Origin of the sequence: Vibrio syngnathi (genome assembly GCF_002119525.1) — a bacterium.
Lineage (GTDB): Bacteria > Pseudomonadota > Gammaproteobacteria > Enterobacterales > Vibrionaceae > Vibrio > Vibrio syngnathi.
The window spans coordinates 701,366-724,717 of the sequence record NZ_CP017917.1 but is presented as its reverse complement, the minus strand read 5'-3'; the positions used below and the strand labels follow the sequence as shown (position 1 = coordinate 724,717).

Below are 23,352 nucleotides of genomic sequence, written 5' to 3'. Positions count from 1 at the left end.
CTACTTAGACATGGTCAAATGTTCCGCACTAAACGTACAAACATATCAAACTAGCCACCCCGTTCTGAATGAAACTCCGACAACCACAAACAAAATTGAAATAATAGTCACAGGAACAATGTGCAGTGCCATATCAACCAAGTTGTCCTTCGATAGATTTGGAATCACACGAAAGCGTGCGTCTAGGGCTAGCAATACCGTCAGAGACAGCAACGTCAACTTAGCAGCAATGCCATGAGCCAATGGAATCGACATATCAAACCATAAGCTAACGTCCGGCAACATATGATAAGCGAGCATCAACCCGGTCACCACTTGAATCACCAAAGCAGGCATTCCCACTTTTTCGTACCCTTGCTCGAATTCCAATAACATTTCTGGAGAACGGTGTTTCAAGACTTTAGGAAGGATAACGACGCTGAGAATAATGTGCCCTCCCGTCCAAATGGTGGCAGCCAATACATGCAAAACCAATAATACGCCAAACATAAACTTCCCTTACACAATGTTACGTGGTGCAAAGGAGAACCCTTCAAACTCACGCTTATATTTTGATTCACCAATTTTCTTTATTTTTGGCGACGCCCATTTTGTAGTTGTAGTTACCACTGATTTGGTCAACTACCCTTGTTGTTAAAGCATTCGCTGGGTTCTTCATGTCCATCATATTGCAATACAACACACCTTTTTTCGTGGCTGAGGTGACAATCGCAACGGCTTTAATCTCCGCGTAATCCAGTTGAATGTGACCATTTTTCATTAGGTTACTAAACTGAAAATCGTCCGACTCGACACCCAGAATCGTATCTTTAAAATTGGCCACCCGCTCCGAGTACACAAGCACTTCATCTCCGGCTTCTATGCCCCGCTTTTCCGCATCTTCTGGGTGAACTTCAATCCAGTTTTCAGGCCAGCGATGAGTGATGTAAGGCCTGCGCTCGGTATCATCAAACCCTGACTGCCAAATTTCGTTAATACGACCATTCGAAAACCATAACTCGTCCTTTTTTGGGGTAAGCCAACGATGAAAATCACTAAACAGATCCCAAGGATGTTTTTTGAAGATTGACCTTCCCCGTCTGACTATTAAATTGAGTGAGCTGTTTGCGCATAATATTGGCGCCTTGAGGGCCATCTTGCAGCCCTTTATCGACCAGATCATCCCAACTCATTTCAGTGTCATGTAGGCGCTTAGTGCCAATCAGCTTTTTGGTATCATAGTTATAAAAAACAGGCCCTTGGATCCCTTCAGTACCAAATTCAGCGAGCTTTTGATGAAGCGTTTTACCTTCAGCATGTGCTGCGACTTTAATCATATTGAAATCTTTACGGCTACCACGGCTAAATCGTGATGACTCTTCAGCTACGTCATTTGAGTTTTGCCAATCAAACCCGTCGTACCCCATTCGCGAAGCCATTTGAGCAACAATCCACCAGTCCGGCTTAGCCTGACCCGGCGCATCAGCGAACTTTTGGTAAAGACGTAGACGACGCTCACCATTAGCGCGCATGAAATCCTCTTCCCCCAAGTCGCGGCCGGAAAGATGATATCAGCGAATTGTTTACCAATAGGATCGCGTAAATAAATATCTTGATTGATGACAACCATTCCACCGGAATCTGCACGCTTTTTGAGTGTATCTATAATGTGCTGTTTATCACGTCGCGTAGCTTGGTGAGGATTACGTGTCGTTAAGTCAGTAAATTTCTCTTTCAACCCATAGCTGCTACACATAGCTTGAATCCATGTTGTACCAATGACATGGGCCATACGGGTATGCCCGGAATAGAGATATCTATCGGTGTCTATTGAGCGCCTGCGCCTACCTGCTACTTTTTCAGGTGACTTATTCCTTGGTAGTTTGCCACCGGCTAGTCCACCACGTTGATGCCCACCAAATCGACCAATCACACGCCCTTCTCGGCCACCAGTACCGATTATCGTTGCAAGAGAGGCAATGGCGTTGGTATTGCCGGTATTATTCGACCAATAAAAGCCCTTCTCGATACCAATTGAGGCTTTAACTCGTTGACCGTTGACTGGCATTGCCAACATCTCAGCGGCTTTGTGGATCTTCTCCACATCAATACCCGCGATCGATGCGGCATACTCAGGTGCGTACTCTTTCTGCTCCAAATTCCATTGCTTATAATCATCAAAGCCATTCGTTTGGAATGTTGGAACATGATTAATTACCTAATGAGAGACCGTACAGGTTGAGTTCTAGATCTAAAATGATTATCCTCCACCGCATAAACTAAATACAAGGCTATGCAGCAATGAACCGTAAGAAAAAAATCAATCAAATTCTAAAGAAAAGACAGAAACAGGCGAATTCTAAACTGCATGGTAGCAACAAGCCTCGCTATATTTCTAAAGCTGATCGCGCAAAAATGGAAGCTGAAGAACAAGCGAAAGCCGCTCTAGAGCAAGCTGAAGGTTCAGTAGAAGCAACGGTTGAAGCCGAAGAAGCTGGTGTCGAAACTAAAGAAAAAAAAGCTGCAGAGTAAGTTTTAAACTCGCAGTATTCTTGCCAGGCACTCTGACCAGAGGCAACGAACAAGAACAAAAAAGCAGCCTCTATTTGGGCTGCTTTTTTGATCCTACCGTATTAACCTAGCGACTTAGCTATTCAATTAACCTTTGAATGGTTTAACTTCCCAACGTGCGAACGGCGCTTTTGCATTAATCCCTGCTCTACCCCAACGGTCAACAGAATCCACCACTAAGATACGCTCATTCGGTACCAATGATTTAATCAAGTTACTTGGCTTTTTCGCTGTAACTAACCATAGCGCGTCATCTTCAAAACATCGCTTTGAGTTTGGCCTTGTCTTGTTCTGTCCATTCCAGTTCAGCTTTGAACATACGTGCTTCAACAAACAGTTGGCTACCAGAAGCAAAATCTTCCAAGCTTTCTGAAAGCAACAATACTGAATCTACGTCGTTATCCAATAATACCGCTTGTTGCTTGTTAATCAGTTCACGCACATCCAACATCACACGTTGTAGGTTGCTATCAATCGTCTCTGCTTGCGCTGGCCACAATAACTTAAAGTCGTCAGCCACGATTGCCGCCATGCGCGTTAAGTTAGTTGGGTTTAACCACGCGAACTTAGACACATCACCACTCGATAGCGTCAACGCGGCAACACCTTGCGCGCGCGGTGTAATCGCTTGAGCGGCATCCACCTCAACCAAACGGATGTTGCCTTGCCTTGCGTATACAAATGTAGGATCCGCTTGCCAAATGGATGACAGCGTTAACGCAACGGTCGCCTTCTCTCCTGACTTAAGTACCTTGCTTTCACCCTTAGTGCCAAACCAGTTAGGTAGGCGATCTATACCGTAGCGTTTTGGTGGTAGGTATTCGGTCGTAATGTCGGTGCCTTTGGTTAGCTCTGTCGCCAAAGCATAAGTCACAGGTGTACTGGTTAGGATATCCTCTGCATTTACGTTGAAAGACACCATTGAAGCACCTAACAACATACTGACTGCACTCACTTGAGCCGTTGCTTTTAGTGAACTTGAAATACGATTCATTAAAGAAGTCATGATTATGCCTTTCTTACAATTCGGTATAGCGTTGCCGCTAAGAAAAACGTTGCAGAAACGATGATGATTGAAGCGCCTGATGGCACTGGAAGTTTTAATTCCATAGGCAACACAGTCCCAACCAAACACGCGATGGTTGCCAGTAACGCGGACAGTAAAACAAAGCTGCCCATGCGCTTAGTTAGCAATCGCGCCGTAGCACCAGGGATCAGCAATAACGCGCCAACCAGAACCGCACCCACTATTTTCACCGCTGCAATCGTCACTAGAGTGATCATCATGACAAACAGGTAGTCGTAGAAGCTGGTGTTATAGCCACGCACCTTGGCAATATCAGGGCTGATACAAGTCAGAAGAATGCGGTTGAACGTCGGTATCAAGAGTAAAATGATGATCGCGCAACTGCCTGCGAGAATTGCTAAATCTTGGTCTGTTACCGTAAGAATCGAACCAAACAACACGTTCTCAAGCATGTGGATATTGATCTTACGTGCCACGTACATCAACAATGCCGCGCCAACCGCTAACGCAAGCGCAAGGAAAACGCCGACTAAGGTATCGTATGTACGTTGGTTCTGTTTCTTACGAAGTGAAGAAGCAAAGCAAAGATCATACAGAAGCTAAACAAGCCAATAATTGGGTTTTCTGGTGGCTCACCAAGCAGAACACCGATAGCGATACCAGTTAAAGCCGCGTGGCCGACGGCTTCAGAAAAGAAAGCCAGACGCTTGGCAATCACCAAAGTACCCAGGCCACCTAGTAACGGCCCCAGTAACAATGCAGCAACCAGCGCATTCACCATGAACGCATACATGAAACTGTCAGATAACCAACCCGCTTCAACGCCACTAATGGCAAGTTGTCGTAACCATTCCATTACGCAACCTCCTTCGATTTAGCGATGGCTGCACCACTACTGTAATGCTGGAATAAGCTTTCAATTTTACTTGGATGCAGTACTTGTTCATGTGGACCACTATCAACCAAGAATCGATTCACACATGTACATTGGCTTCAAGGCGACGCACTGCGGTGACATCGTGGTGAACAGCAAAATCGTGCGGCCTTCATCAACACATTCACGAATTAGAGATTCAAGATAACGAACGCCCTGCTCATCCATACCAGTAGTCGGTTCGTCCAACACTAGTAAGCTTGGGTTATCCAATAACGCTTGTGCAAACAACACACGTTGCTGCTCACACCCGATAGCTGTCCCATACGGCGGTCGCTACGAGTCGCCATACCAACACGATCGAGTTGTGCTAATGCAAGATCCAATTGCTTGGACTTACGACGCCAAAACAGCGGAATTCGAGTTTGGTTAAGCAGGACGAAATCCATTACCGTCAGAGGTAAGCTCGATTCGAAGGTCGCTTTTTGAGGAACGTAACCAATGCTTGGCTTTTCTGGCCAATGAATATTGATTTGACCAGAAAAAGGCGTCAAACCAAGAACTGAACGCAGCAAAGAGGTTTTGCCACCGCCGTTTTGGCCCCATGATCACATGGCACTCACCCGCTTTAAGATCTAGCGTGATATCGTCAAGAATCACGTTGTTGTCGTATTGCAGACCGAGTTGGTTGATTGAAATCGATGGACCTTGCATTACGCCTTCCCGCTTTTAGTCAGGTTAGCCGCAGCAAATTTCATGGCTTCGATTAACGTTTCTAAGTTCTTCTTCATCTCAACTTCTACCTTATCGTCTTGATACTCACCGTGCGTCATGTGAGAGAACCGGTAAAGCTGAACGCCTGTTTCTGCTTCAATCGTGTCAACAAAGCGATTTGGCATGTTTAGCTCTTAGAACAGAACATCAATGCCCGATGCGCGGATTTTTCTCTCGTATCTTAGTTGGCTCGCACTTGGTTCAACACCGTGTGTGCTCAATCACCGCCGCGACATCCACACCAAACTCTTGAAGGATATAACCATAAGCATTGTGCGTGGTCGCCACTTTCATACCTGATGTATCGAGTTCACCTAATGACAACATCGCATCACGTTTCATAAATCGAAATTGCTTGGCGTACTTACGTGCGTTCTTGCGATAAAACGTGGCGTTGTCTGGGTCGAGCTTAGAGACTTCACTCGCAATGGTGTACACCTTTTGGATTGTTGTAGAAAGTCCAACAAACGTATGTGGGTTCACCGCGCCTTGGCCAACAGACTGGCCTAATGCAGGAAGTAGAGGTACTTCTTTGTTCGCTTCAATAACCATTAAATCATCACGTTGCGCAGCTGAAATGACTTTTAATGCGAAGTCATCGTGGCCAATACCGTTTACCACGATTGCATCCATCTGGCTCAATCTCTTCAAGTCATTCGGTTGTGGTAAGTAGTTATGCGGGTTAAAGCCAGCATCAACCAAAGGAAGGATGTTCACTTTGTCACCTACCACAGCTTTTACGTAGCTATAGTAAGGCTGTAGGGTAATACCTATCGTCAACTTGTCGCTGTCGACTGTGTATTCTTTTGCCAATGCATTGGGTGTCGATAGCACCGCCATTAACGACATCAATAGAGTCATGAATCGCATAGTAAATCTCTTATTATTTGTGAACTTATGGTCAATGAGCTGATTAGTCCGTAAGCTTTTTGATTTTGTGAACATCTTCTTTTTGAACATATTGCTGATGAGAACCTAAGGTTTGAAACATTGCTTAATGAGAAGCAGCGTCATGTTGTTCAGATACTTCTGACTCGTTCACCACCAGTTTCCAGCCTGCAGATTCCAATGTATTTTCATCAAATTGAGTAGGTTGGCTTGCGACACCACCAAAGAAAATCCAGATTTCCGGAGAAACACTGTTCGCGTTCAAAATAAAGGAGTCCGCGAAGCCATGAGTGTTTGGCGTAGCTTGTTCACTTGGTGCAGTATCTTCACTTGGTGTCGCATATTCACTTGGCGTAGAAAAGTAATAACCACGCTCGTCCAATAGCCAAGCATGCGAACCTTTGCGCTTCCAACTCTGGTCTTCAACAAATGGCGCAACCCATTCATCTTTAAGTGACACAACACTTGGCCATTCGCCGTCTAAGTCCATGCGAAGATCACGAATCTCTTCATGAGCTAAACGGAGTTCTGACAGCATCGCCAAGTTTTCTTGTTCAACATCAGTCACTAAGACTTGGTGATCAAGGGTCACTTCGATATGAGATTCTGCTTGATTAAACGGAATAGCAACCGTCGCAAAACAAAGGATGAATATAATGATTAGGCCAACCCACTTGCCCTCTCTTCCGCCTGTGTCAGCGCGTACACTTTGAATCATCATTTTTCTTTGATCTCTACAACGTCGACTTCAACAGGAAACTCGTGACCTGAATCAAACACAAGGTAAAACTCAGAATTTGGGTTTGGAAATTCGACAATAGAGCGTTTATCCGTCATCTCTTTCGCTATCAAGTTATCTTCGTAGTCGTACATCGCGACTGCGTAATCTATCGCTTTACTACCATCAGAGTAACCCGCCTCACAGGCAACCGTTTTGCCTTCAAACCAACAGCTCATCAATGGGAAGTGTGCTTGCGCAGGTAATGCCGCAAAACCAAGCCCCAGAGCCAAGCACGGGGCAATTATGGTGTTTGCTTTTATTGTTATTTTCATCGTTCGTACCCTCGCCACGTTACAAATTTTAGTGGTATACTGACCGTTAAAGGGCTCTAATGAGCCCTTGTCTTTTTTTATCTAATAATCAGGAGCTTTCTCCCGATAAAACCGACTATTGAAGCAATGCTTCGAACGTCAGATGCACATTCGTACTTGCTTTGTCTGCCAGTGGGTTGTCAACCAACTCACCTTTGTAGTTCGCTTTCATTACGTAACGACCCGCTACGTCTGGAGTAAACGTGATTTCACCGTTTTCATCGCTCACTACATCAATCTGCTCTTGGTGATTGCGGTAAAGCGTACCTTCACGAGTAATTTCCGCTTTCACGTCTTTCTGGATTTCACCGTTGTAGAAGAATTGGAATGTCACTGGTTCGCCTTCAACGATGTCTGAAGGATGTGTAACCGGCTTCATTTCAAGAAGCTTACCTTCAATTTTGAAAACTGAATCCGTTGGCTTGCCTACTGTGATGTAACTTTCTGCGCGAGTGAAACCGACTTGAGTTACCACGTCACGTGATTTTTCAGGTAATAATGCATCACGCTCAGCTTTAGTCGCTTTAATCCACTTTACTGTGTCACGACGACCCGCTTTGTACTGTGTCCAGTACGTTGGTTCGTTGTTGATTGCTACTTTGTGTGTACCTTCTTCCTCAAAATAGAAATCAAACATTGAGCGACGCTTGCCTTTTACAACGAAGTTAGGACGCTCGTTACGGCCATCAGGCATGATAACGAATGCTTTATCACTTCCTGCTGGCTTATCAAAAACAAACGTACCGTGGGATGCCGTCACATCAAATGTTAACCAGTCACCACCGTTTAGAAACGGTGAAATGAGAAGGCAAAACCCAACGAGGGTGAGCTTGTGCTGTCGTCGTTGCTGCTAGACCGAACGCCATTACACCTGCAAGTGCAAGCGCCTTTATTTTTGTCTGTTTCATCATGTTCAATTCCATTATTTGTAATCTTTAACCGTGTCGCTCAATGGCGCCTACGATTCCAACCTTTGATTTTTCTGTCGCTTGTAAAGCACAGCTTGTGTTATCCGATGTGCTAATTTATTTGCAATGTAGCTCAAGATAATTTTCCCCGTCTCTTCCGTTGCTTTTAATTCATAAGAGGCGTTTGAATCTGTCAGGGATACTTTTTGGCGAAGGTAGTTACGGCCACCGTGTTCACGCACGACTTCGACATGCACCGTGTACTCACCTTGTTCAAGGGTTTCACCGCTGTCGCTCTTGCCATCCCAAACGAAACGATATTGACCAGCTGGGCGTGTTGCAGAAGTCACAGCATCAACAAGTTCACGATCGTAACGGCCAACTTTTCTCCACCAACTGCGTAAGTCTTTTAGCCATTCGTCTTTACCGACCCAAAGCTCAATGGTTTTCACTGACTTTCGTTCACTGTTTTCTACCCACACCGCCACGTAAGGACGCGCATACATAGAGGTATCAATCTTGGGCAACTCTAAATTCACATCCAATTTCGCCGTATCAGGAATCGCTTGTGCCATTCCAAGGCTAGGTAGAAAGAGACAAAGCCAAAAGAGCCTTACTCCAATTCATTTTTTTCATGTTTAACAACCTTTTAAATCCGTTTAACCTTTAGTTCGTTCTTCGAGCTGATTCATCAAGCAGACTCATCAACCTAATGGAGGGTTAAGGCACGGCAACAAAATAGATAGCAAGTGAGATTGCAGACCCAAACACCGTCCATTTGATGGAAGTATTGAGTGTCTTTTTCTTAGGTAACAGTAAGCACACGCCAGTCAGTACAAAGAAGATCATCAGCAGCGCAGTGATATCGATAAACCACTTCCACACTTCACCGCTATTACGCCCTTTGTGTAGGTCATTCAACAATGCAATAACGCCATAATTCGTTGTTTCGACTTCCACCATTTCAGAAGTCACATCGACAAACACAGAAGCGTTGTAGCCAGGTCCTTTGAAGTCCATAGACACTTCACCGATGAGCAACTCACCGTCTTCAACTTCTGCGTAGATGTCTAACCCCGAAGAACGCCAGATAGGTTTGCTTCTTCAAATAAAAACTTTTCAAAAGCAGACTCGTCGGCTTTCAGTCGACCGTCTTGGAGCGTAAACAAACTCGCGGGAAGCGTTAGCGTAGAGCGTTGGATATTGGGTTGGCTGGATTCAAATAACTCAGGGCGATTAAGGGTAATGCCTGTCACTGAAAAGAAGAGAACAACAAACAAGAGTGCCATTGAAATATAAACATGAAGTCGACGAGCCCATGATTGAACCGCCCTACTTTTTAACGACATACAAACCAGTACCTATAATTTTATGGCGACAATTTAGTTGATAATCATTCGTATTGGCATTCAATTTACATTATTTACGTTCTCCTAATGTAAGTAACCGAGTTACAAGTTATTACAGAACGAACCTGAGAATACCGTTAATGTATTAACCAATATTTGCTTAGATAAAGGGTCATCATGAAAAGTTTATTGTTAGGGGTAAGTATTCTTCTACTGTCTGCTTGTAATTCAAATTCGAGCTCGAGTTCACCTAAACCCACGACATCGACGGCAGTTGCTAGCGTTGAAAATGTCGCTGACAAAGCCATGATCAAACAGGTCGGAGAGTACATGAAATTGAATTACTGGGATGGATATAATTACGCCAAAAGACCCCACTACCTCATTCGTGTCAATGCTAAGGATCAGCCTATAAATGCATTCATCATTAATCCTCAGTCAGTTCTAAAAGGTGCGACCAAGATTGGTTCAGCAGAATCTGGTGGTATGAGTATCTATGAATACAAAAAGGGAATGTATGATGCGGTAACTAAGATAAACAACGGTTCGAACAACCTGTATACCTTCGACTTACTGATTGATGGTCACAAGTACTACGCACAAAAATACACCGATGCAGTCGCTAAGAACCAACACCCATTTACCAATGATCTTTTATTTGCGCCTCATGAGGTGTTCCACATTTACCAAACCTCTTGGGCGAACAAAAGCAATTGGCGACAGGACGTTGACAATTACCCTACAACCAAAAGCATTATCCAAGACGAGTTAATACTCACCGAGCTGTTTGATGGACTACCTAGAAAATTGACTAAGGTGGAAGCTCGTGAGCTATTGAAACAGTATGTCGCCATTCGACATAGACAAATGCTCAATGACAATACTTCGCTGGTTGAGAACATGGCTCTGTCACAAGAGCGTATCGAAGGCTCAGCAGAATACATCACGGTGCTGCGCGCTAGAGAGGTATATAAAAATGATAGCTTGAGCTTTGACAAGGGAAGAGGAACCGTCTTGAACCTCAAGACTCAAAAAGAGGTAAAGTGGCACTTTGGGTTTAGTGTCTTTTATAATACCGGCGCATCGGTGATTATCTATTAGACCAACTTGGTTATAAAATAGAACAACTGGAAAAGCGATATCTCCTTATGACGCGGCGTTATCAATTGTCGGCCATGATGTTGATGCATATCAACGAGCACTGAAATCAGTAGGATCGAAAGTCGTTCAGTTTGAAAAAGACGCGATAAAATACTCTTCACTTCGATAACTCAAGGCAGTTAAATTTCTGTTCGTCGGTAAGTCACGTTTTCAGAAAAAGGTGATCATGAAGCATGGCTAAGATAGAGAAACGACAATGACATATTTACAAATCTAAATAATGCTATTGTATGTTTACATATATGAACAAGTCATACTCAGTAAAAAGGATTTTTAATGCGTATTTATATTCCTATTGCTATGATCTTTATCACCGCTTGCACTAACCAGATTGTTAGTACTGACGAACATATCGAGAGTTATATCGGTGCCAATATTGTAGATGCTCAAGCGTTGTATTTAACGCCCCACTCTCAAGCCGTTACATTTTGGGAGTCACGCACATTTGCTTGGGTAGAAACTCAAACCTCACTCGAGAATGGTGAAAATACAACATTCTTTCAAAAACCCCTATCGTGACTGCACCATTAACTGGATTGTAGACCAAAGCGGAGTGATCATTGCGGGATCACACAGTGGCGAGATGTGCAGCCTTTAACTTGAATTTTCTTTATCTTTATTCTTACCTCAGTCAAACAACCGCACCGCTCAGGCACCTAGGTTTAAGTATATTGAATACAAAAAAGGGTGTCATTTGAACGTTCAAATGACACCCTTCATTATCTTATCTTGATAATCTGCTTTCTAGCTTCTAACTATATGTGATTAGGCGTTTCCACTTTCGCTTACCGTTCTCAGCTGGGTCAAATATTTGATCCACCCTTTAGCCTCAGGAGACGGTTCAATGTTGTTCGCCCGCTTAGCTTGAGCGAGAGCATTATCTAAGTTCTTCAACTTATACCATGAACGTACTTTCGCCAATGCAACGTCGGCTTGCTTGTTTTTGTCTTTTACTTTATCTAAAACAACCAGAGCTCGCTTGTAGTAACCTTGCTGAACCAATAATTGAGCAACATTCCAATGGTATCGAGTGTTCATGTTCGACGCTAACGTCCACACTTCAATGGCATTGTCCCACTCTTTTGCGAGTTGCCAGTAGGTTGCTTGCTCAGCGAGAAGTTGAACATCACTGTTTGCATCATCTAACTTACTAATTTCTTGCGCAGCGCGCTCAGGGATGCCTCGCTTTGCGTACAGTTGAGCAAGTAGCCTGCGGTCTGAATTATTCAATTCAACACCTTGTAGCTCGGCAAGTGCTAAAGTATTTAACGCATCTCGGCTGCGCTCTAACCTTAACTGAATCCCAACGAGTTGGCGCCACCAGTTGTCTTTTTCGGGTTGAAGTTCAACTAAACTTTCTAACGTAGGAATTGATTGCTTCCATTGTTTTAACTGTAGTTGAGCACCCAGTTTTAACGAGAGAGGCGACAACTGTGGTTTTGAATTGAACTTGTTATGATTACCTATAGCCGCCAGTACTTTCGTCCAGTTTTCAATTTGGTATTCAGCTTGAGCAATTCGCATCCAAAGCGTGTCTTTCTTTTCAGTTTCCGGTGCTGCTTTAACGAGCTCATAATAGTGTGGTAATGCCGCTTTAAAATGCTGCTCGCTAAGCAGTAAATCAGCTAACATACGTTTCGTTACCCAAGCTTGCTCATCGACCAATAAGCCACTATCCACTGCATAAGTAAGCTGCTTGATTGCCGTCTCTGTTTTACCATCTTGCCAGTAAAACACACCAAGCATGCGAGCGACATAGGCTTTGTCATAGCCTTTAGATAACTCCAAACTAGCCAAGACCTCAATCGCCTGTTTAACCTGCTCCTCTTGAGCAAGTTTATTCGCCTTTTGAACACGAATAACGGTGTATTGGGTAAGCTCTTTTGCCGGTAATGTGAGGGGCATTATCAACAAGCCCACTAATATCCATATCTGTTTCATCATTTTGCCAACTTAAACTCTAGTTTCACGGTTTGACCAACCTGAGTGACCGCTTTTCCATCGACGACTTTGGGTTGATACTTCCATTTTTTAAGTGCTCTTATCGCTTCACGTTCAAACATACGACGTGGATTTGCATCCGTAACTTGAATATCAACAGAACGTCCTGTTTCATCGATTGTAAAAGACAAAATGACATACCCTTCTGCGCCACGCTTGAGCGCTTTTGCTGGATAACGAGGTTCAACTCGATAAAGCGGCATTACCTGTTGATTTGACCCAAAATCAGAAAATGTTGGAGCGTTAATCGCTAGGCCTTCAATTGAAGTATTCAAATCCAGTGAAGACAGTGAAGACATTGAATTCAGAGGCGTTACTTCAGCTTGCGACTGAGACGTTTGCGCTTGCGGTGGCGGCTCTGGCATTTCGGGTTGTTCCGGGACTGCACGTTGCCTTCTCTGTACTTCTTGTTCTTGTTCAACCATTACCATGTTGAAACTTAACGTCTCACTATTTTCTGGCGAACGTTGGTGTCCATTATCAACCATCCAAGCCATGAAAGAAAACAGTGCTAAACCCAACGCTCCCGCTAAAGGTAATGCAAGAAATAGGCGAATCATTGATTAAGATCCTCCAAGATCATCGCTTTTCAGCTGCAAGCGCAATATTTTTAACACCCGCACCTTTGGCAGCGTCCATCACTTTAACAACCGTACCGTTATAAGCATGCTCGTCAGCCTGAATAACCAAAGAAGCATCAGGTTGTTCTAGCAATAAGTGTTCTAACGTCGCTTGAACACGTTCAACATCCACAACACGTTTATCTATAAAGATGTCGTTCGCAGAAGTAATCGCAACAAAGATACCCGCATCCTTTTGGCTCACTACGTTTGAAGCTTGTGGGCGATTGACTTCAACCCCTGATTCACGAACAAATGAACTGGTCACAATAAAGAAAATAAGCATGATAAAGACAATATCAAGCATCGAAGTAAGGTCTATTTGAGCCTCTTCGTTTTTAGAATGACGTCGACCGAGTCTCATCGTTGACTCCTTAAAGATTTTTCTAATTTCAATTCTAAGCGGTTACAGACTTTCGCTAAACGAGCATGAACAAACATGCCCGCTAACGCAGCAACCATACCCGCCATGGTTGGCAGTGTTGCCAACGAGATACCTGAAGCCATCAATTTAGGGTCACTGCTTCCTTGAGTCGCCATGACATCAAAAACGGAGATCATACCGGTTACGGTACCGAGCAAACCCAACATCGGACAAATAGCGACTAACAGCTTAATAAAGTTCAAGTTTTGGTTAAGTAAGATGCTCGCTTGCCCTAACCAACCTTCACGAATGGCTTTAGCATACCAAGAAGAGTGTTCTTCTCTTTCATGCCACTGATTAATCCAAGCTTGACGCTGCTTTGGAAAGTAGAACGCGAGATAAAGCACGCGTTCTACCACAAGTACCCAAAAAACGAGGACGACAGCGGCTAGCCACCACAGGACGAAACCGCCCTGCTCCATAAAGTTTGATAAAGACAGCAGCCAGTTACTCGTTAACCAACTCGCTGGTAATAGAGAACCCGACAAAATATCCATTACGCGGCAGTCCCAACTGGTGAAACAACAGCTTTTGATTCAACTGTCTTTTCTGCCTGCTCAGCAACAAGGCCAATACCCTGCTTTTCAAGAATATTGCGAATGTTCTCTGACTGAGTACTCAAAATGTTGTGTGCCAATAGCAACGGCATTGCTGCAACAAGGCCAAGTACTGTTGTTACAAGCGCCATCGAAATACCGCCCGCCATGACTTTAGGGTCACCATTACCAAACTGTGTGATCACTTGGAATGTTTCGATCATGCCGGTTACAGTACCCAACAAGCCAAGCATTGGTGCTAGTGCCGCCAATAACTTAAGCATCGATAAACCTTTCTCTAGGTGAGTTTGTTCATCAACGACGGCTTCTAAAAGGCGCAGTTCTAATGCTTCAACGGTTTGGTTTTGTTCTTTGTCGTAAACCGCAAGAATGCGACCTAGAGGATTGTCTCCCGCTTGTTCAGGTTTTTTAAGTTGAGCGCGAATCTTCTGACGAGCGATAGCCAAAGAAATACCACGAACCAATGCGATGATTAAGCCAATTGCCAGCAAGCCAAGAATAACTTTACCAACTAGACCACCCGCTTGCAGGCGATCAGCTAGGCTTGGTTCCAAAGCTAATTGTTCTAACATGAACCCACGAGAGGGATCGACGACCACGTTAGACACTTCGCCATTAGCTAATGTAGAAAGTGACGCCAGTGTTGGACCTTTTGATGGCTGCTTCAAATAAACAATCGCATCTTGGTGCTTGGAATCCCACCATACGTAACCAGACTCAGCGACTAAGCCAATAGAGCCCAGTCGATAAGCTTCTGCCTTTTCAGTAACCCCTTCACTATTAACAAGTGAAACTGTCGACTTACTTATCTCTGAACTTGCTTGAATTTGCTCCATCATGCTCAACCAAAGGCCTGTTAACTGGGGCATTGACGGTAATGATTTTGCATCTACGATTTGATAAACAGTTTCTGTATACGCTGAGCGATCTACGTTAGTCACTGTATCCGATAGCTCATGTTCAAGGTCTTTTGCATTTTGTCTTACAACACCAAACAATTCACCTAAGCTACCTGTTTCTAAACGCAGTTTCTCTTCTAAACGAGCAAGCTTATTTTCGTTATCACTGAATGTCTGAGTCAGAACATCGGTCGCACCTTGAATAGAGCTACGTTTAGCTTCAAGCTGTGCTTTGATCGCTTTGAGTTGTTGTTCTGTCTTTTTAAAATCAGCTTCACGAATTACGTTATGAGACGCTTGCGTACGACTCTCTGATTTTGCTTTGTTAACAAGCTGAGCCGTCGTATCTGATGCAGAGAAAGCAGAAAATGAAATTGACGTAATGCAAAGCAATGCTGCTAATGGCTTTAAGTTCATTACTTAACCTCCGCAACAGTTAAAGAAACAGGTAAAGTGATTAAGCTTGGAGATGCTTGCTTATTAGCGATATCGTACGCTTTGTCCAACTCAGATTTCATCGAAGAATCCAACTCTTGCCATTGAGCGCTGTTTTGGTCCCAAGACCAATATTGAGTACCGTTCAAGTTACGAGCGACCAGTGAAATACGTCCAAGATGCAAAACATCAACTTCAAGCACTTTATCTTGACTTAATTCGACACGGCTTGAATAAGAACTGAGCTTAATACCGTAATCCACTTCAATTTGGTACGCCTCTAAAATACGGCGATATTTTTCAGCGTCACTGACATCAGCACGAGTCATCATCGCTTTCAGCTTTTCAACGCGACGCAGACGGCTATTTGTCTTGAAAGGTAGATCGCTTTCAATAACTTCCTGGAGACCATCGATCATCTTGTACATTAAAGGCACAACACCTTGACGTGTTAGTTTGATTTCGTCGATCTGCCCTTCAATACTCAGCGCTTCTTGATCTTGGCTCTTAACCAATGCGGCAAGATGGTCGTGATAGATTTCTAAATTTTTCACTTCTTCTTGCAGACGCTCAACCTCAGCTTGCAGCAATAATGTTGCTTGTGAGCTTTTATCAATAACCTTTTGGCTCGAAGCCGACGCGTTATTGGTCTTGTTTTGAATTGATTGAGCTTGATCCAAGCTGTTTGCCATCGATGACGTTGCAACCAAACTGATGGCAAGTGCTAGGCTAGTTTTTAAAAGATTCATAATTGTAGTCATTTACTTTAGAAGAAGAACAAATGAGTTTTATTGATAAGCAGTCTCATTATCATTAAAAACCACTCGCATTGCTAGGGGTATTTTTACTAAATAGCAGAATCAAGAAAGGGGAAAGTCGAAACCTTCCCCTTAATATTTAAGCTACCAATAGTACCCTACTAACAAATTAGTATTTTACCTGTAACGTAGCCATGTAGTTACGACCTTCGCCAACAACAACGCCGCGAGTGCTGCCGCCTTCTAGGTAATCTGTATCAAACAGGTTCTCTACATTAAAGCGTGCAACAAAATCTAAGTTCTCATCGTACTTAATAGTATGTGCAACACCTGCATCTACACGAGTGTAAGCGTCTTTCTTAAACGTGTTAGCACTTTCAGTGTAACGCTCACCTACGTGATACACACCTAGGTTAACGTCAGTACCGTTGTTGAATGCGTAAGTAGACCAGATGCTTGCAGTAAATTCAGGAACGTCTGCTGGTGTTTTACCATTAAGAGCAGGGTCATTCTTATATTCAGCATCTAAGAACATTGTTGATGCACTTACAGAGAACGCATCCGTCACGTAGCCCGTCGCAGCTAGCTCCACACCAGTGTGAACTTGCTCACCCACCTGTGTAGTACGAGTATCTTTTGCATGAGATGCAGGAAGGTCTTCTGTAACTTGCATGTTCGTTTGTGTGATCTGGAATACTGCTCCTGATACGAATAAACGCTCATCAAACAGTTCCCACTTTGAGCCTAGCTCATAAAGTGTACCTTTCTTCGCATCTTGAGACTGGCCGAAGTTCACATCATCTTTATCAGAAATCTCACTTACAGGTTCAAAACTTTCAGAGTAAACCGCGTAAATAGAACCGTTTGGCGCCGGAGAGTAAATCGCACCGAACTTAGGTAGGATGTTATTGTAGCTCTCTTCTTTACCAGAACTGCTCGTCGTATCATCGTAAGCGAAACGAACACCAGCAAGTGCTTGCCACTGCTCACTGAACGTCACTAAATCTTGAAGATATAGACCGTAGTGTTGGCTCTTCGAGTGTGATACTGAATCATCGTTGTTATAGTGAATGTCTGCAGGCATATCAAAGCCTTTGCCACACTCTTTCATTGTGTCTGCTTCTGAAGCGTTAAAACAAGCGTAGTCTGATACGTACAGGCGCTTGTAATCGTAGTGCAACCCATTTGCACCCACCAACAGACGGTGATTCACACCAAATGCATCAACATCACCAGTAAAATCCACGTAAGCCGTATCAAACGTCCACTCATCATGACGGTCTGACACTTTGTAACCATAACCTAGTGTTTTCTTGGTTTTTCTGTCTTTCTTTGAATCAATAACGTTATCTGATTCAGTACGGCGACGTTCGTAAAACTGACGACTGATACCCGATTTAACTGCCCATGTATCGCTCAAGTTTGCTGTAACAGCCACACCGTAGTTTGCTACGTCGTTGTCTGTTTGTGCGAAGCGTTGGTCATTAACCGTATTTGGGGTAATCGCTTTACCTGTTTTTGTATCAATCTTTGAGCCGTTATCTAGATCACCCAACTCTTGAGTACGGTCGTAATGCGCAGATAGCATCACATCTTCGTTGATATCGTAATCAACAAATAGGCCACCAACAAAGCGGTCAGTCTCTACATCTGTGCCGTCAAAACGCGTACGGTAAGAGTCTTGGTTTTCTTGTGAAACAATAAGACGAGCACGTAGAGTTTGATCATCGTTCAATGAACCGCTTACATCAGCGGTAGTACGTGTGTAGCTGTCAGAACCAATGTCTTGGCTTACGCTAACTTGAGTTTCATACGTAGGCTTCTTAGCAACCATGTTAACAAGGCCACCAGGTGCTGATTTACCGTAGAGCAAACCTGCAGGGCCTTTTAGTACTTCAACACGTTCTAGTAGCTCTACCGGTTGACGGTAATGAGACCAGTGTTGAACGCCATCGCGCAAGTAACCAGAACTGCTTCCTAGAGAGAAACCACGTAGATTGAAGCGCTCACGGTTCGTTGATTTAGAACCCGCTGAAATTGACGCATCATTTTTTAATACTTCGCCAAGCGTGCTTGCGCGTTGCTCATCAATGATTTGCTCACTGATAATCGTAACTTGTCCTGGAGTCTCTAATTGAGTCGCCTCCATGCGCATTGCTGTTGTATTCGTGTCGGCTTTATAACCGTAATCACGACCTTCAACAACCATATGCTCGTCAGTTTTTACTGCTTCTGCCAATACTGCTGGTGAAGCTAATACTGCGCCGATCATTAAAGCCAATGGCTTTTTTGAAAACATGTCCTTTTCTCCACTTTTATTCTTTTAGACGAACACTTTGTTATTTATTCGATGTGTCCGTTAGACCGTTTCCGGTACCACTGAATTATTTCGAGTGGGAATATAAGTGATAACTATTACTATTTGCATTAAATTTACATTCTTTGCATTCGTAAAGTTTTGTAAAGACGAACTGACGAGTCGTTAACCTGCAGTTAAAAGAAACCAATTCAATACAGTTATTTAACGAGCACTTGAATTAAAAATCGGTTCTCTGCGCCAAATTTTTTGAAACACCGCCATTTGCACAATCAATGTAATGAGCAGACATCTATAACAAAATCTTCTTATCTTATTTAATACCTTATGAATGACGGATTTTTGTATAAAACACTCGATAGATGTAAATAATTGGTGAATTGTTTTGTTTTATTTTGTTTTATTTGAACAATTATCAGTGATTATGATCACATCTGTAATCCCAAATTCATTTTTTGTTTTTTGATTTAATCAACCGACTGCTAATCTCCTGCTCACTTTGGAAAGGTATCAAAGTTATAAATAATAAGGAGTGTTCTAAATGAATACCAAGAAACCTATGTCTCTGACTGGCCGAGTAATCCTCGGTATGGTCGTAGGTATATTCACGGGATTTGCCATTCAATCCCTTTTTGCAGACAGCGGATTTGTTAACAACTACATCGTTAACGGACTCTTTGAAGTAGGCGGACAGATCTTTGTCGCCAGTTTAAAAATGCTTGTTGTGCCACTCGTCTTCGTTTCACTGGTGTGCGGCACAAGCTCTCTTAAAGACTTATCAACTCTTGGCCGTATGGGGGGCAAAACGCTTGCACTTTATATCGGTACTACAGCCGTTGCTATCACTCTAGCACTGACTATCGGTAACCTGTTCCAACCAGGGGCTGGTGCGGATCTTACGGCGGCGAGTTCTTTCAAATCAGCGGATGCCCCTTCTTTGGGACAAGTCATCATCGATATGTTCCCGACCAACCCTATTCAGGCGATGGCTGAGGGCAAAACGCTACAAGTTATCGTATTTGCAGTATTGTTTGGTATCGCGATCAGTGCTGCAGGTAAACCCGGTGAGCGTATCGCTGCGGTTTTCTCTGATTTGAACGAAGTAATCATGAAGCTGGTTGCGCTGCTGATGAACCTTGCTCCTTACGGCGTGTTCTTCTTGATGGCTAAACTGTTCTCAGGCCTTGGCTTGGGCGCTATCTGGAACCTTGCAGAATACTTCTTAGTGCTTGCTGGTACCCTGCTGTTACACGGTTTGGTAACTTACAGTGCGATGCTTAAAGGATTCACTGGCCTTAGCCCAATTACGTTCCTACGTAAGATGGAAGATGCAATCATGTTTGCATTCTCAACTGCATCTTCAAACGCAACGATTCCAGTGACAATGGAAACGGCTAAAAACCGCATGGGCGTAGACAACAAAGTCGCTTCGTTCACAGTTCCACTAGGCGCAACTGTCAACATGGACGGTACTGCTATCATGCAGGGAGTTGCAACGGCGTTTATCGCCCAAGCCTACAACATTGACCTTACTATGGGTGACTACTTGATGGTTATCCTAACAGCGACATTGGCGTCTGTTGGTACTGCAGGTGTTCCTGGTGTTGGTCTTGTTATGCTAGCAATGGTATTGAACCAAGTTGGTCTACCGCTTGAAGGTATCGCTCTAATCATGGGTGTTGACCGTCTTCTTGATATGATTCGTACCGCAGTAAACATCACAGGTGATAGCGCCGTAACTATCATTGTGGCGAAGTCTGAAGGTTCTTTTGACGAAGCTCGCTTCAATGACCCAGCAGCCGGTGAGAAAGAAGAAGAAGTAAAGCTAGCACGCCAACAGGCATAATCTAGCTTCTCTGGTGCTCTTACTTTCAAGCCAAGGCGCAATTAATGGCTGTGCCTTAGCTGATAATGCAAAGCGCAAAAACAAAAACGCCACTGCTGATGCAGTGGCGTTTTTTATTGGGCTATGTTTTTAACCTATATTACTTAGCTATATTTCTCAGCAATGTTTCTCAGCACGCTTTCAGTCATAGTTATATATGGAGCACGACAGATAACAGCAGGAAGCTAACCTACGATTGGAAACATAAGATTCACTCTCAGCCCCCCACCTTCTCTGTTCTCAGCGGTAACATGCCCATTCATCACTCCCATGGCTTCCTTGACGATCGCGAGCCCAAGACCGTAACCACCAGATTGTTTATCTCGAGCTGACTCGATGCGAGTAAACGGATCAAAAATATCGGCAAGCTTGTTCTCTGGAATCCCTTCACCATCATCCTCCACAGAAATGACACTATAACGTATATCACTGACCTGCCCGTAGGTCTTAACGACAATATTCGCATCGTCCCCTGCGTATTTAATCGCATTTCCAATAATGTTGCTTATCACTCTTAAGAGTAGTCTCTCATCAACATTGACCATTGATGTCGCGATTTCCAAATCACAAATCAGAGTTTGATTAGGCTTTAAGTCGTTTTGTAACTGCGCAATCAGCATCGAGCAATAATGCTCTAAATGCATTGGAGTTAACTTAGAATCATAACGAGAGGTTTCTAGGCGGCTGAATTCAAGAATTTCACCCACCAGCTTATTCATCTCTTCCGTTTCGCTTTCCATTCGTTCGAGTAAACCCATACTTTTTTCATCGACTTTGCTGCGTAATAAATGCAGTGCGAGATTCTGCCTTGCTAACGGTGTTCGTAGCTCATGTGAGACATCACGAATCAAACGACGCTGCTTTTCAGCCAGAGACTTAATCTCAAAGGTCATATGGTCAAAATCATTGGCAAGCTCATTGAATTCACGTGTAGTTGAATCCAATTCAGACACCACACTCACTGAAAAGTCCCCTTGTGCGAGCCTTCGACTGGCCTCCCTTAAACGATCGAGTGGCTGCTGCAGGCTTTTCGCCATAATAATGGAAAACAGCGATAAAACGATCAAAGCAATCACAGCTTTCAGCGCATAGGAATACGGTGCAAAGGACTTTGCTGGATGAAACTGGCCTGGTAGTTGAATTACGAGGGTATTGCCGTTATCAAGTGGCAAGCCGAAGATAGGCTTACTCACACGATCACTGAGTTGATGATCTAATGTACGCAGGTACTGCAACTTAAATTCGAAATGCGGATGCATGTGTCGGTGGGTAATCGGTCGGTTGTTTTCATCGATAATGAATAAATAATAATGTTGGGCATTGCCCCAGTCGGCAAGCTCATCCATGTCCCCTTCTTCGATCAATACATTAGCTTGATAAGCCAAATCCAACATTTCAGCTTTTACGGACTCAGGAACCTTCAATAAGGCTTTCATCAGCGCTCTTTCTGCAACACCTTGAAGGATGAGTATGCTGACTAAGATCACGGTCAGGCAACTGAACAGCTGAAACGTTAAGCCATCCTTACGCTTGATAACGAAATCAGGACACCGTAACAACCTGGCACTCATACTCCTACCGACTCTAGGTAGCTGTAGCCTTGACCACGCACAGTTTTAATATGTTGCTTTGATAAGCCAGCCTGCACCAATTTTCGACGTATATTGCTGATATGCATATCTAAATTACGATCGAAGGGGCAAAGCTCTTTTTTCAACACATGTACTTGTAAGTCAGATTTTGAAACAACGATGCCATCATTTTTGATCAAATAATCAAGCAGCTCTTTTTCAGTGCCCGTTAAAGGTAAACGGGTAAGTTGCTCGCACAAGCCTTGATTTGATGAAGCCATTGACTGTCTTTGGCGCTCAAACCCAACTCGTCGCAAGATCACCTTAATTCGAGTTAGGAGTTCAGGTACATTGAAAGGCTTAGCGATGTACTGATCTGCACCCGCTTGATAGCCATCTAGCATAGAGGCATCGTCATTAAGCGCGGTTAGCATAAGGATAGGAGTAGCAAAACGCTGACAAATACGTCTTGCGACTTGAAAACCACTTAAATTGGGGAGCATCACATCGAGTAAAACCAAATCAACAGGATTCGATTGAATAAACTCTAGAGCGGATTCACCGCAATGAACGGTATCAACGTGATACCCCTCATTTTCCAATACTTCACCCAGTAGTTCACACAACTGAATATCATCATCAACAACTAAAACACGTGACATTTCACACACCGATAAATAAGAACTGTTTGCATTCTAATTATCGTTATTATTGATTTCAATTATAAAGTGCGAGATTTTATCTATAGAAGGAAATCTTTTTCAATCGGTACAAATTTTGAGGCAGAATCGATAAGATTTTGAGCTGTTAACCCAGGAACGCCATACACTTCAACAGGTTTTCCAAAGCGCTCTTTGATTCGCTCTACCAAGATTTCAAAATCACCGTCTCCTGATACCAAAACAATCGTATCAACCGTCTCAGCAAGCTCTATCGCATCTAACGCGATACCGACATCCCAATCCCCTTTGGCGCTACCATCACGACGCTGAATAAACGGTTTTAGCTTCACATTAAAACCAACACCACGAAGGATATGGTGGAATTGGCGCTGTTTAGGATCTTGGCTTGAGATTGCGTAAGCATTGGCTTCGACAACGTTACGTCCTTCCGTGGCAACATACCAAAACTGGTTATAGTCGAAGTTAGAACGGTATTTATCGCGTGTTGTATAGTAAACGTTCTGAACGTCGACCAAAATTGCTATGTTTTCCATAAATTCATACCTTTAGATTTTCCGTATACCCTATTCTATTCACTTC

At 43.6% G+C, this 23,352-nt stretch carries 16 protein-coding genes and 9 pseudogenes; 4 read left to right on the top strand and 21 right to left on the bottom strand.

All coding sequences use genetic code 11. The features are described from left to right. Window positions 1–45 precede the first annotated feature (45 nt). On the bottom strand, window positions 46–489 hold the full coding sequence (locus K08M4_RS18170) for a CopD family protein (protein ID WP_086050884.1): 444 nt from the start codon (window positions 487–489) through the stop codon (window positions 46–48). A 9-nt stretch (window positions 490–498) separates the two neighbouring features. After that, window positions 499–2,176 (bottom strand): annotated as a pseudogene (locus tag K08M4_RS18165) (molybdopterin oxidoreductase family protein); the annotation flags it as partial. 104 nt (window positions 2,177–2,280) lie between these two features. Between K08M4_RS18165 and K08M4_RS18160 the strand changes: the two are divergent. Then, window positions 2,281–2,511, top strand: coding sequence for a DUF2986 domain-containing protein (locus K08M4_RS18160; protein WP_086050900.1), 231 nt, complete (start codon window positions 2,281–2,283; stop codon window positions 2,509–2,511). Window positions 2,512–2,637: 126 nt separating this feature from the next. Here K08M4_RS18160 and K08M4_RS18155 read toward each other — a convergent pair. From K08M4_RS18155 to K08M4_RS18115, 9 genes and pseudogenes are all read right to left on the bottom strand, one after another. Further along, window positions 2,638–3,556 (bottom strand): annotated as a pseudogene (locus K08M4_RS18155) (ABC transporter substrate-binding protein). Window positions 3,557–3,558: 2 nt separating this feature from the next. Beyond that, window positions 3,559–4,358: pseudogene (locus K08M4_RS18150) on the bottom strand (metal ABC transporter permease). A gap of 74 nt (window positions 4,359–4,432) precedes the next feature. Continuing rightward, window positions 4,433–5,165: pseudogene (locus K08M4_RS18145) on the bottom strand (metal ABC transporter ATP-binding protein). After that, window positions 5,165–6,095 (bottom strand): annotated as a pseudogene (locus K08M4_RS18140) (metal ABC transporter solute-binding protein, Zn/Mn family). The pseudogenes K08M4_RS18145 and K08M4_RS18140 overlap by 1 nt, the downstream one beginning before the upstream one ends. 124 nt (window positions 6,096–6,219) lie before the next feature. Further along, entirely contained in the window at window positions 6,220–6,834 is a 615-nt protein-coding gene (locus K08M4_RS18135) for a DUF6162 family protein (protein WP_086050899.1), read from the bottom strand. Then, entirely contained in the window at window positions 6,831–7,166 is a 336-nt protein-coding gene (locus K08M4_RS18130; protein ID WP_086050898.1) for a hypothetical protein, read from the bottom strand. The genes K08M4_RS18135 and K08M4_RS18130 overlap by 4 nt, the downstream gene beginning before the upstream one ends. 115 nt (window positions 7,167–7,281) lie before the next feature. Continuing rightward, window positions 7,282–8,116 (bottom strand): annotated as a pseudogene (locus tag K08M4_RS18125) (DUF4198 domain-containing protein). A gap of 119 nt (window positions 8,117–8,235) precedes the next feature. Beyond that, window positions 8,236–8,749, bottom strand: a pseudogene (locus K08M4_RS18120) (DUF2271 domain-containing protein); the annotation flags it as partial. Window positions 8,750–8,833: 84 nt separating this feature from the next. Further along, window positions 8,834–9,462 (bottom strand): annotated as a pseudogene (locus K08M4_RS18115) (PepSY-associated TM helix domain-containing protein). 177 nt (window positions 9,463–9,639) lie between these two features. Here K08M4_RS18115 and K08M4_RS18110 point away from each other — a divergent pair. Further along, window positions 9,640–10,563, top strand: coding sequence for a hypothetical protein (locus K08M4_RS18110; RefSeq protein WP_086050897.1), 924 nt, complete (start codon window positions 9,640–9,642; stop codon window positions 10,561–10,563). Between the two features lie 336 nt (window positions 10,564–10,899). Then, window positions 10,900–11,221: pseudogene (locus K08M4_RS18105) on the top strand (hypothetical protein). A gap of 167 nt (window positions 11,222–11,388) precedes the next feature. Here K08M4_RS18105 and K08M4_RS18100 read toward each other — a convergent pair. The 7 genes from K08M4_RS18100 to K08M4_RS18070 form a co-directional block, all read right to left on the bottom strand. Then, window positions 11,389–12,567: a tetratricopeptide repeat protein gene (locus K08M4_RS18100; protein WP_086050896.1), complete on the bottom strand. Its 1,179-nt coding sequence runs from the start codon at window positions 12,565–12,567 to the stop codon at window positions 11,389–11,391. Continuing rightward, window positions 12,564–13,184 (bottom strand): energy transducer TonB, encoded by a 621-nt coding sequence (locus K08M4_RS18095; protein ID WP_086050895.1) that lies wholly within the window; start codon window positions 13,182–13,184, stop codon window positions 12,564–12,566. The genes K08M4_RS18100 and K08M4_RS18095 overlap by 4 nt, the downstream gene beginning before the upstream one ends. A 19-nt stretch (window positions 13,185–13,203) precedes the next feature. After that, window positions 13,204–13,608, bottom strand: a complete 405-nt coding sequence (locus tag K08M4_RS18090; RefSeq protein ID WP_004731145.1) for an ExbD/TolR family protein — start codon at window positions 13,606–13,608, stop codon at window positions 13,204–13,206. After that, window positions 13,605–14,165: a MotA/TolQ/ExbB proton channel family protein gene (locus tag K08M4_RS18085; RefSeq protein WP_086050894.1), complete on the bottom strand. Its 561-nt coding sequence runs from the start codon at window positions 14,163–14,165 to the stop codon at window positions 13,605–13,607. The genes K08M4_RS18090 and K08M4_RS18085 overlap by 4 nt, the downstream gene beginning before the upstream one ends. After that, window positions 14,165–15,541 (bottom strand): MotA/TolQ/ExbB proton channel family protein, encoded by a 1,377-nt coding sequence (locus K08M4_RS18080; RefSeq protein ID WP_086050893.1) that lies wholly within the window; start codon window positions 15,539–15,541, stop codon window positions 14,165–14,167. The genes K08M4_RS18085 and K08M4_RS18080 overlap by 1 nt, the downstream gene beginning before the upstream one ends. Further along, window positions 15,541–16,308, bottom strand: a complete 768-nt coding sequence (locus tag K08M4_RS18075) for a DUF3450 domain-containing protein (RefSeq protein ID WP_086050892.1) — start codon at window positions 16,306–16,308, stop codon at window positions 15,541–15,543. The genes K08M4_RS18080 and K08M4_RS18075 overlap by 1 nt, the downstream gene beginning before the upstream one ends. Window positions 16,309–16,486: 178 nt before the next feature. Further along, window positions 16,487–18,616, bottom strand: coding sequence for a TonB-dependent siderophore receptor (locus K08M4_RS18070; protein ID WP_086050891.1), 2,130 nt, complete (start codon window positions 18,614–18,616; stop codon window positions 16,487–16,489). A 559-nt stretch (window positions 18,617–19,175) separates the two neighbouring features. Here K08M4_RS18070 and K08M4_RS18065 point away from each other — a divergent pair. After that, complete coding sequence (locus K08M4_RS18065; RefSeq protein ID WP_010429854.1) at window positions 19,176–20,480, top strand: dicarboxylate/amino acid:cation symporter; 1,305 nt, start codon at window positions 19,176–19,178, stop codon at window positions 20,478–20,480. A gap of 224 nt (window positions 20,481–20,704) precedes the next feature. Here the strand turns inward: K08M4_RS18065 and K08M4_RS18060 are convergent, their stop codons facing one another. The 3 genes from K08M4_RS18060 to K08M4_RS18050 form a co-directional block, all read right to left on the bottom strand. After that, window positions 20,705–22,090 (bottom strand): sensor histidine kinase, encoded by a 1,386-nt coding sequence (locus tag K08M4_RS18060; protein ID WP_086050890.1) that lies wholly within the window; start codon window positions 22,088–22,090, stop codon window positions 20,705–20,707. Next, window positions 22,087–22,752, bottom strand: coding sequence for a response regulator transcription factor (locus tag K08M4_RS18055; RefSeq protein ID WP_086050889.1), 666 nt, complete (start codon window positions 22,750–22,752; stop codon window positions 22,087–22,089). Before K08M4_RS18055 ends, K08M4_RS18060 begins: the two co-directional genes overlap by 4 nt. Before the next feature lie 80 nt (window positions 22,753–22,832). Then, window positions 22,833–23,306, bottom strand: a complete 474-nt coding sequence (locus K08M4_RS18050) for a LabA-like NYN domain-containing protein (RefSeq protein WP_009845414.1) — start codon at window positions 23,304–23,306, stop codon at window positions 22,833–22,835. Window positions 23,307–23,352 lie beyond the last annotated feature (46 nt).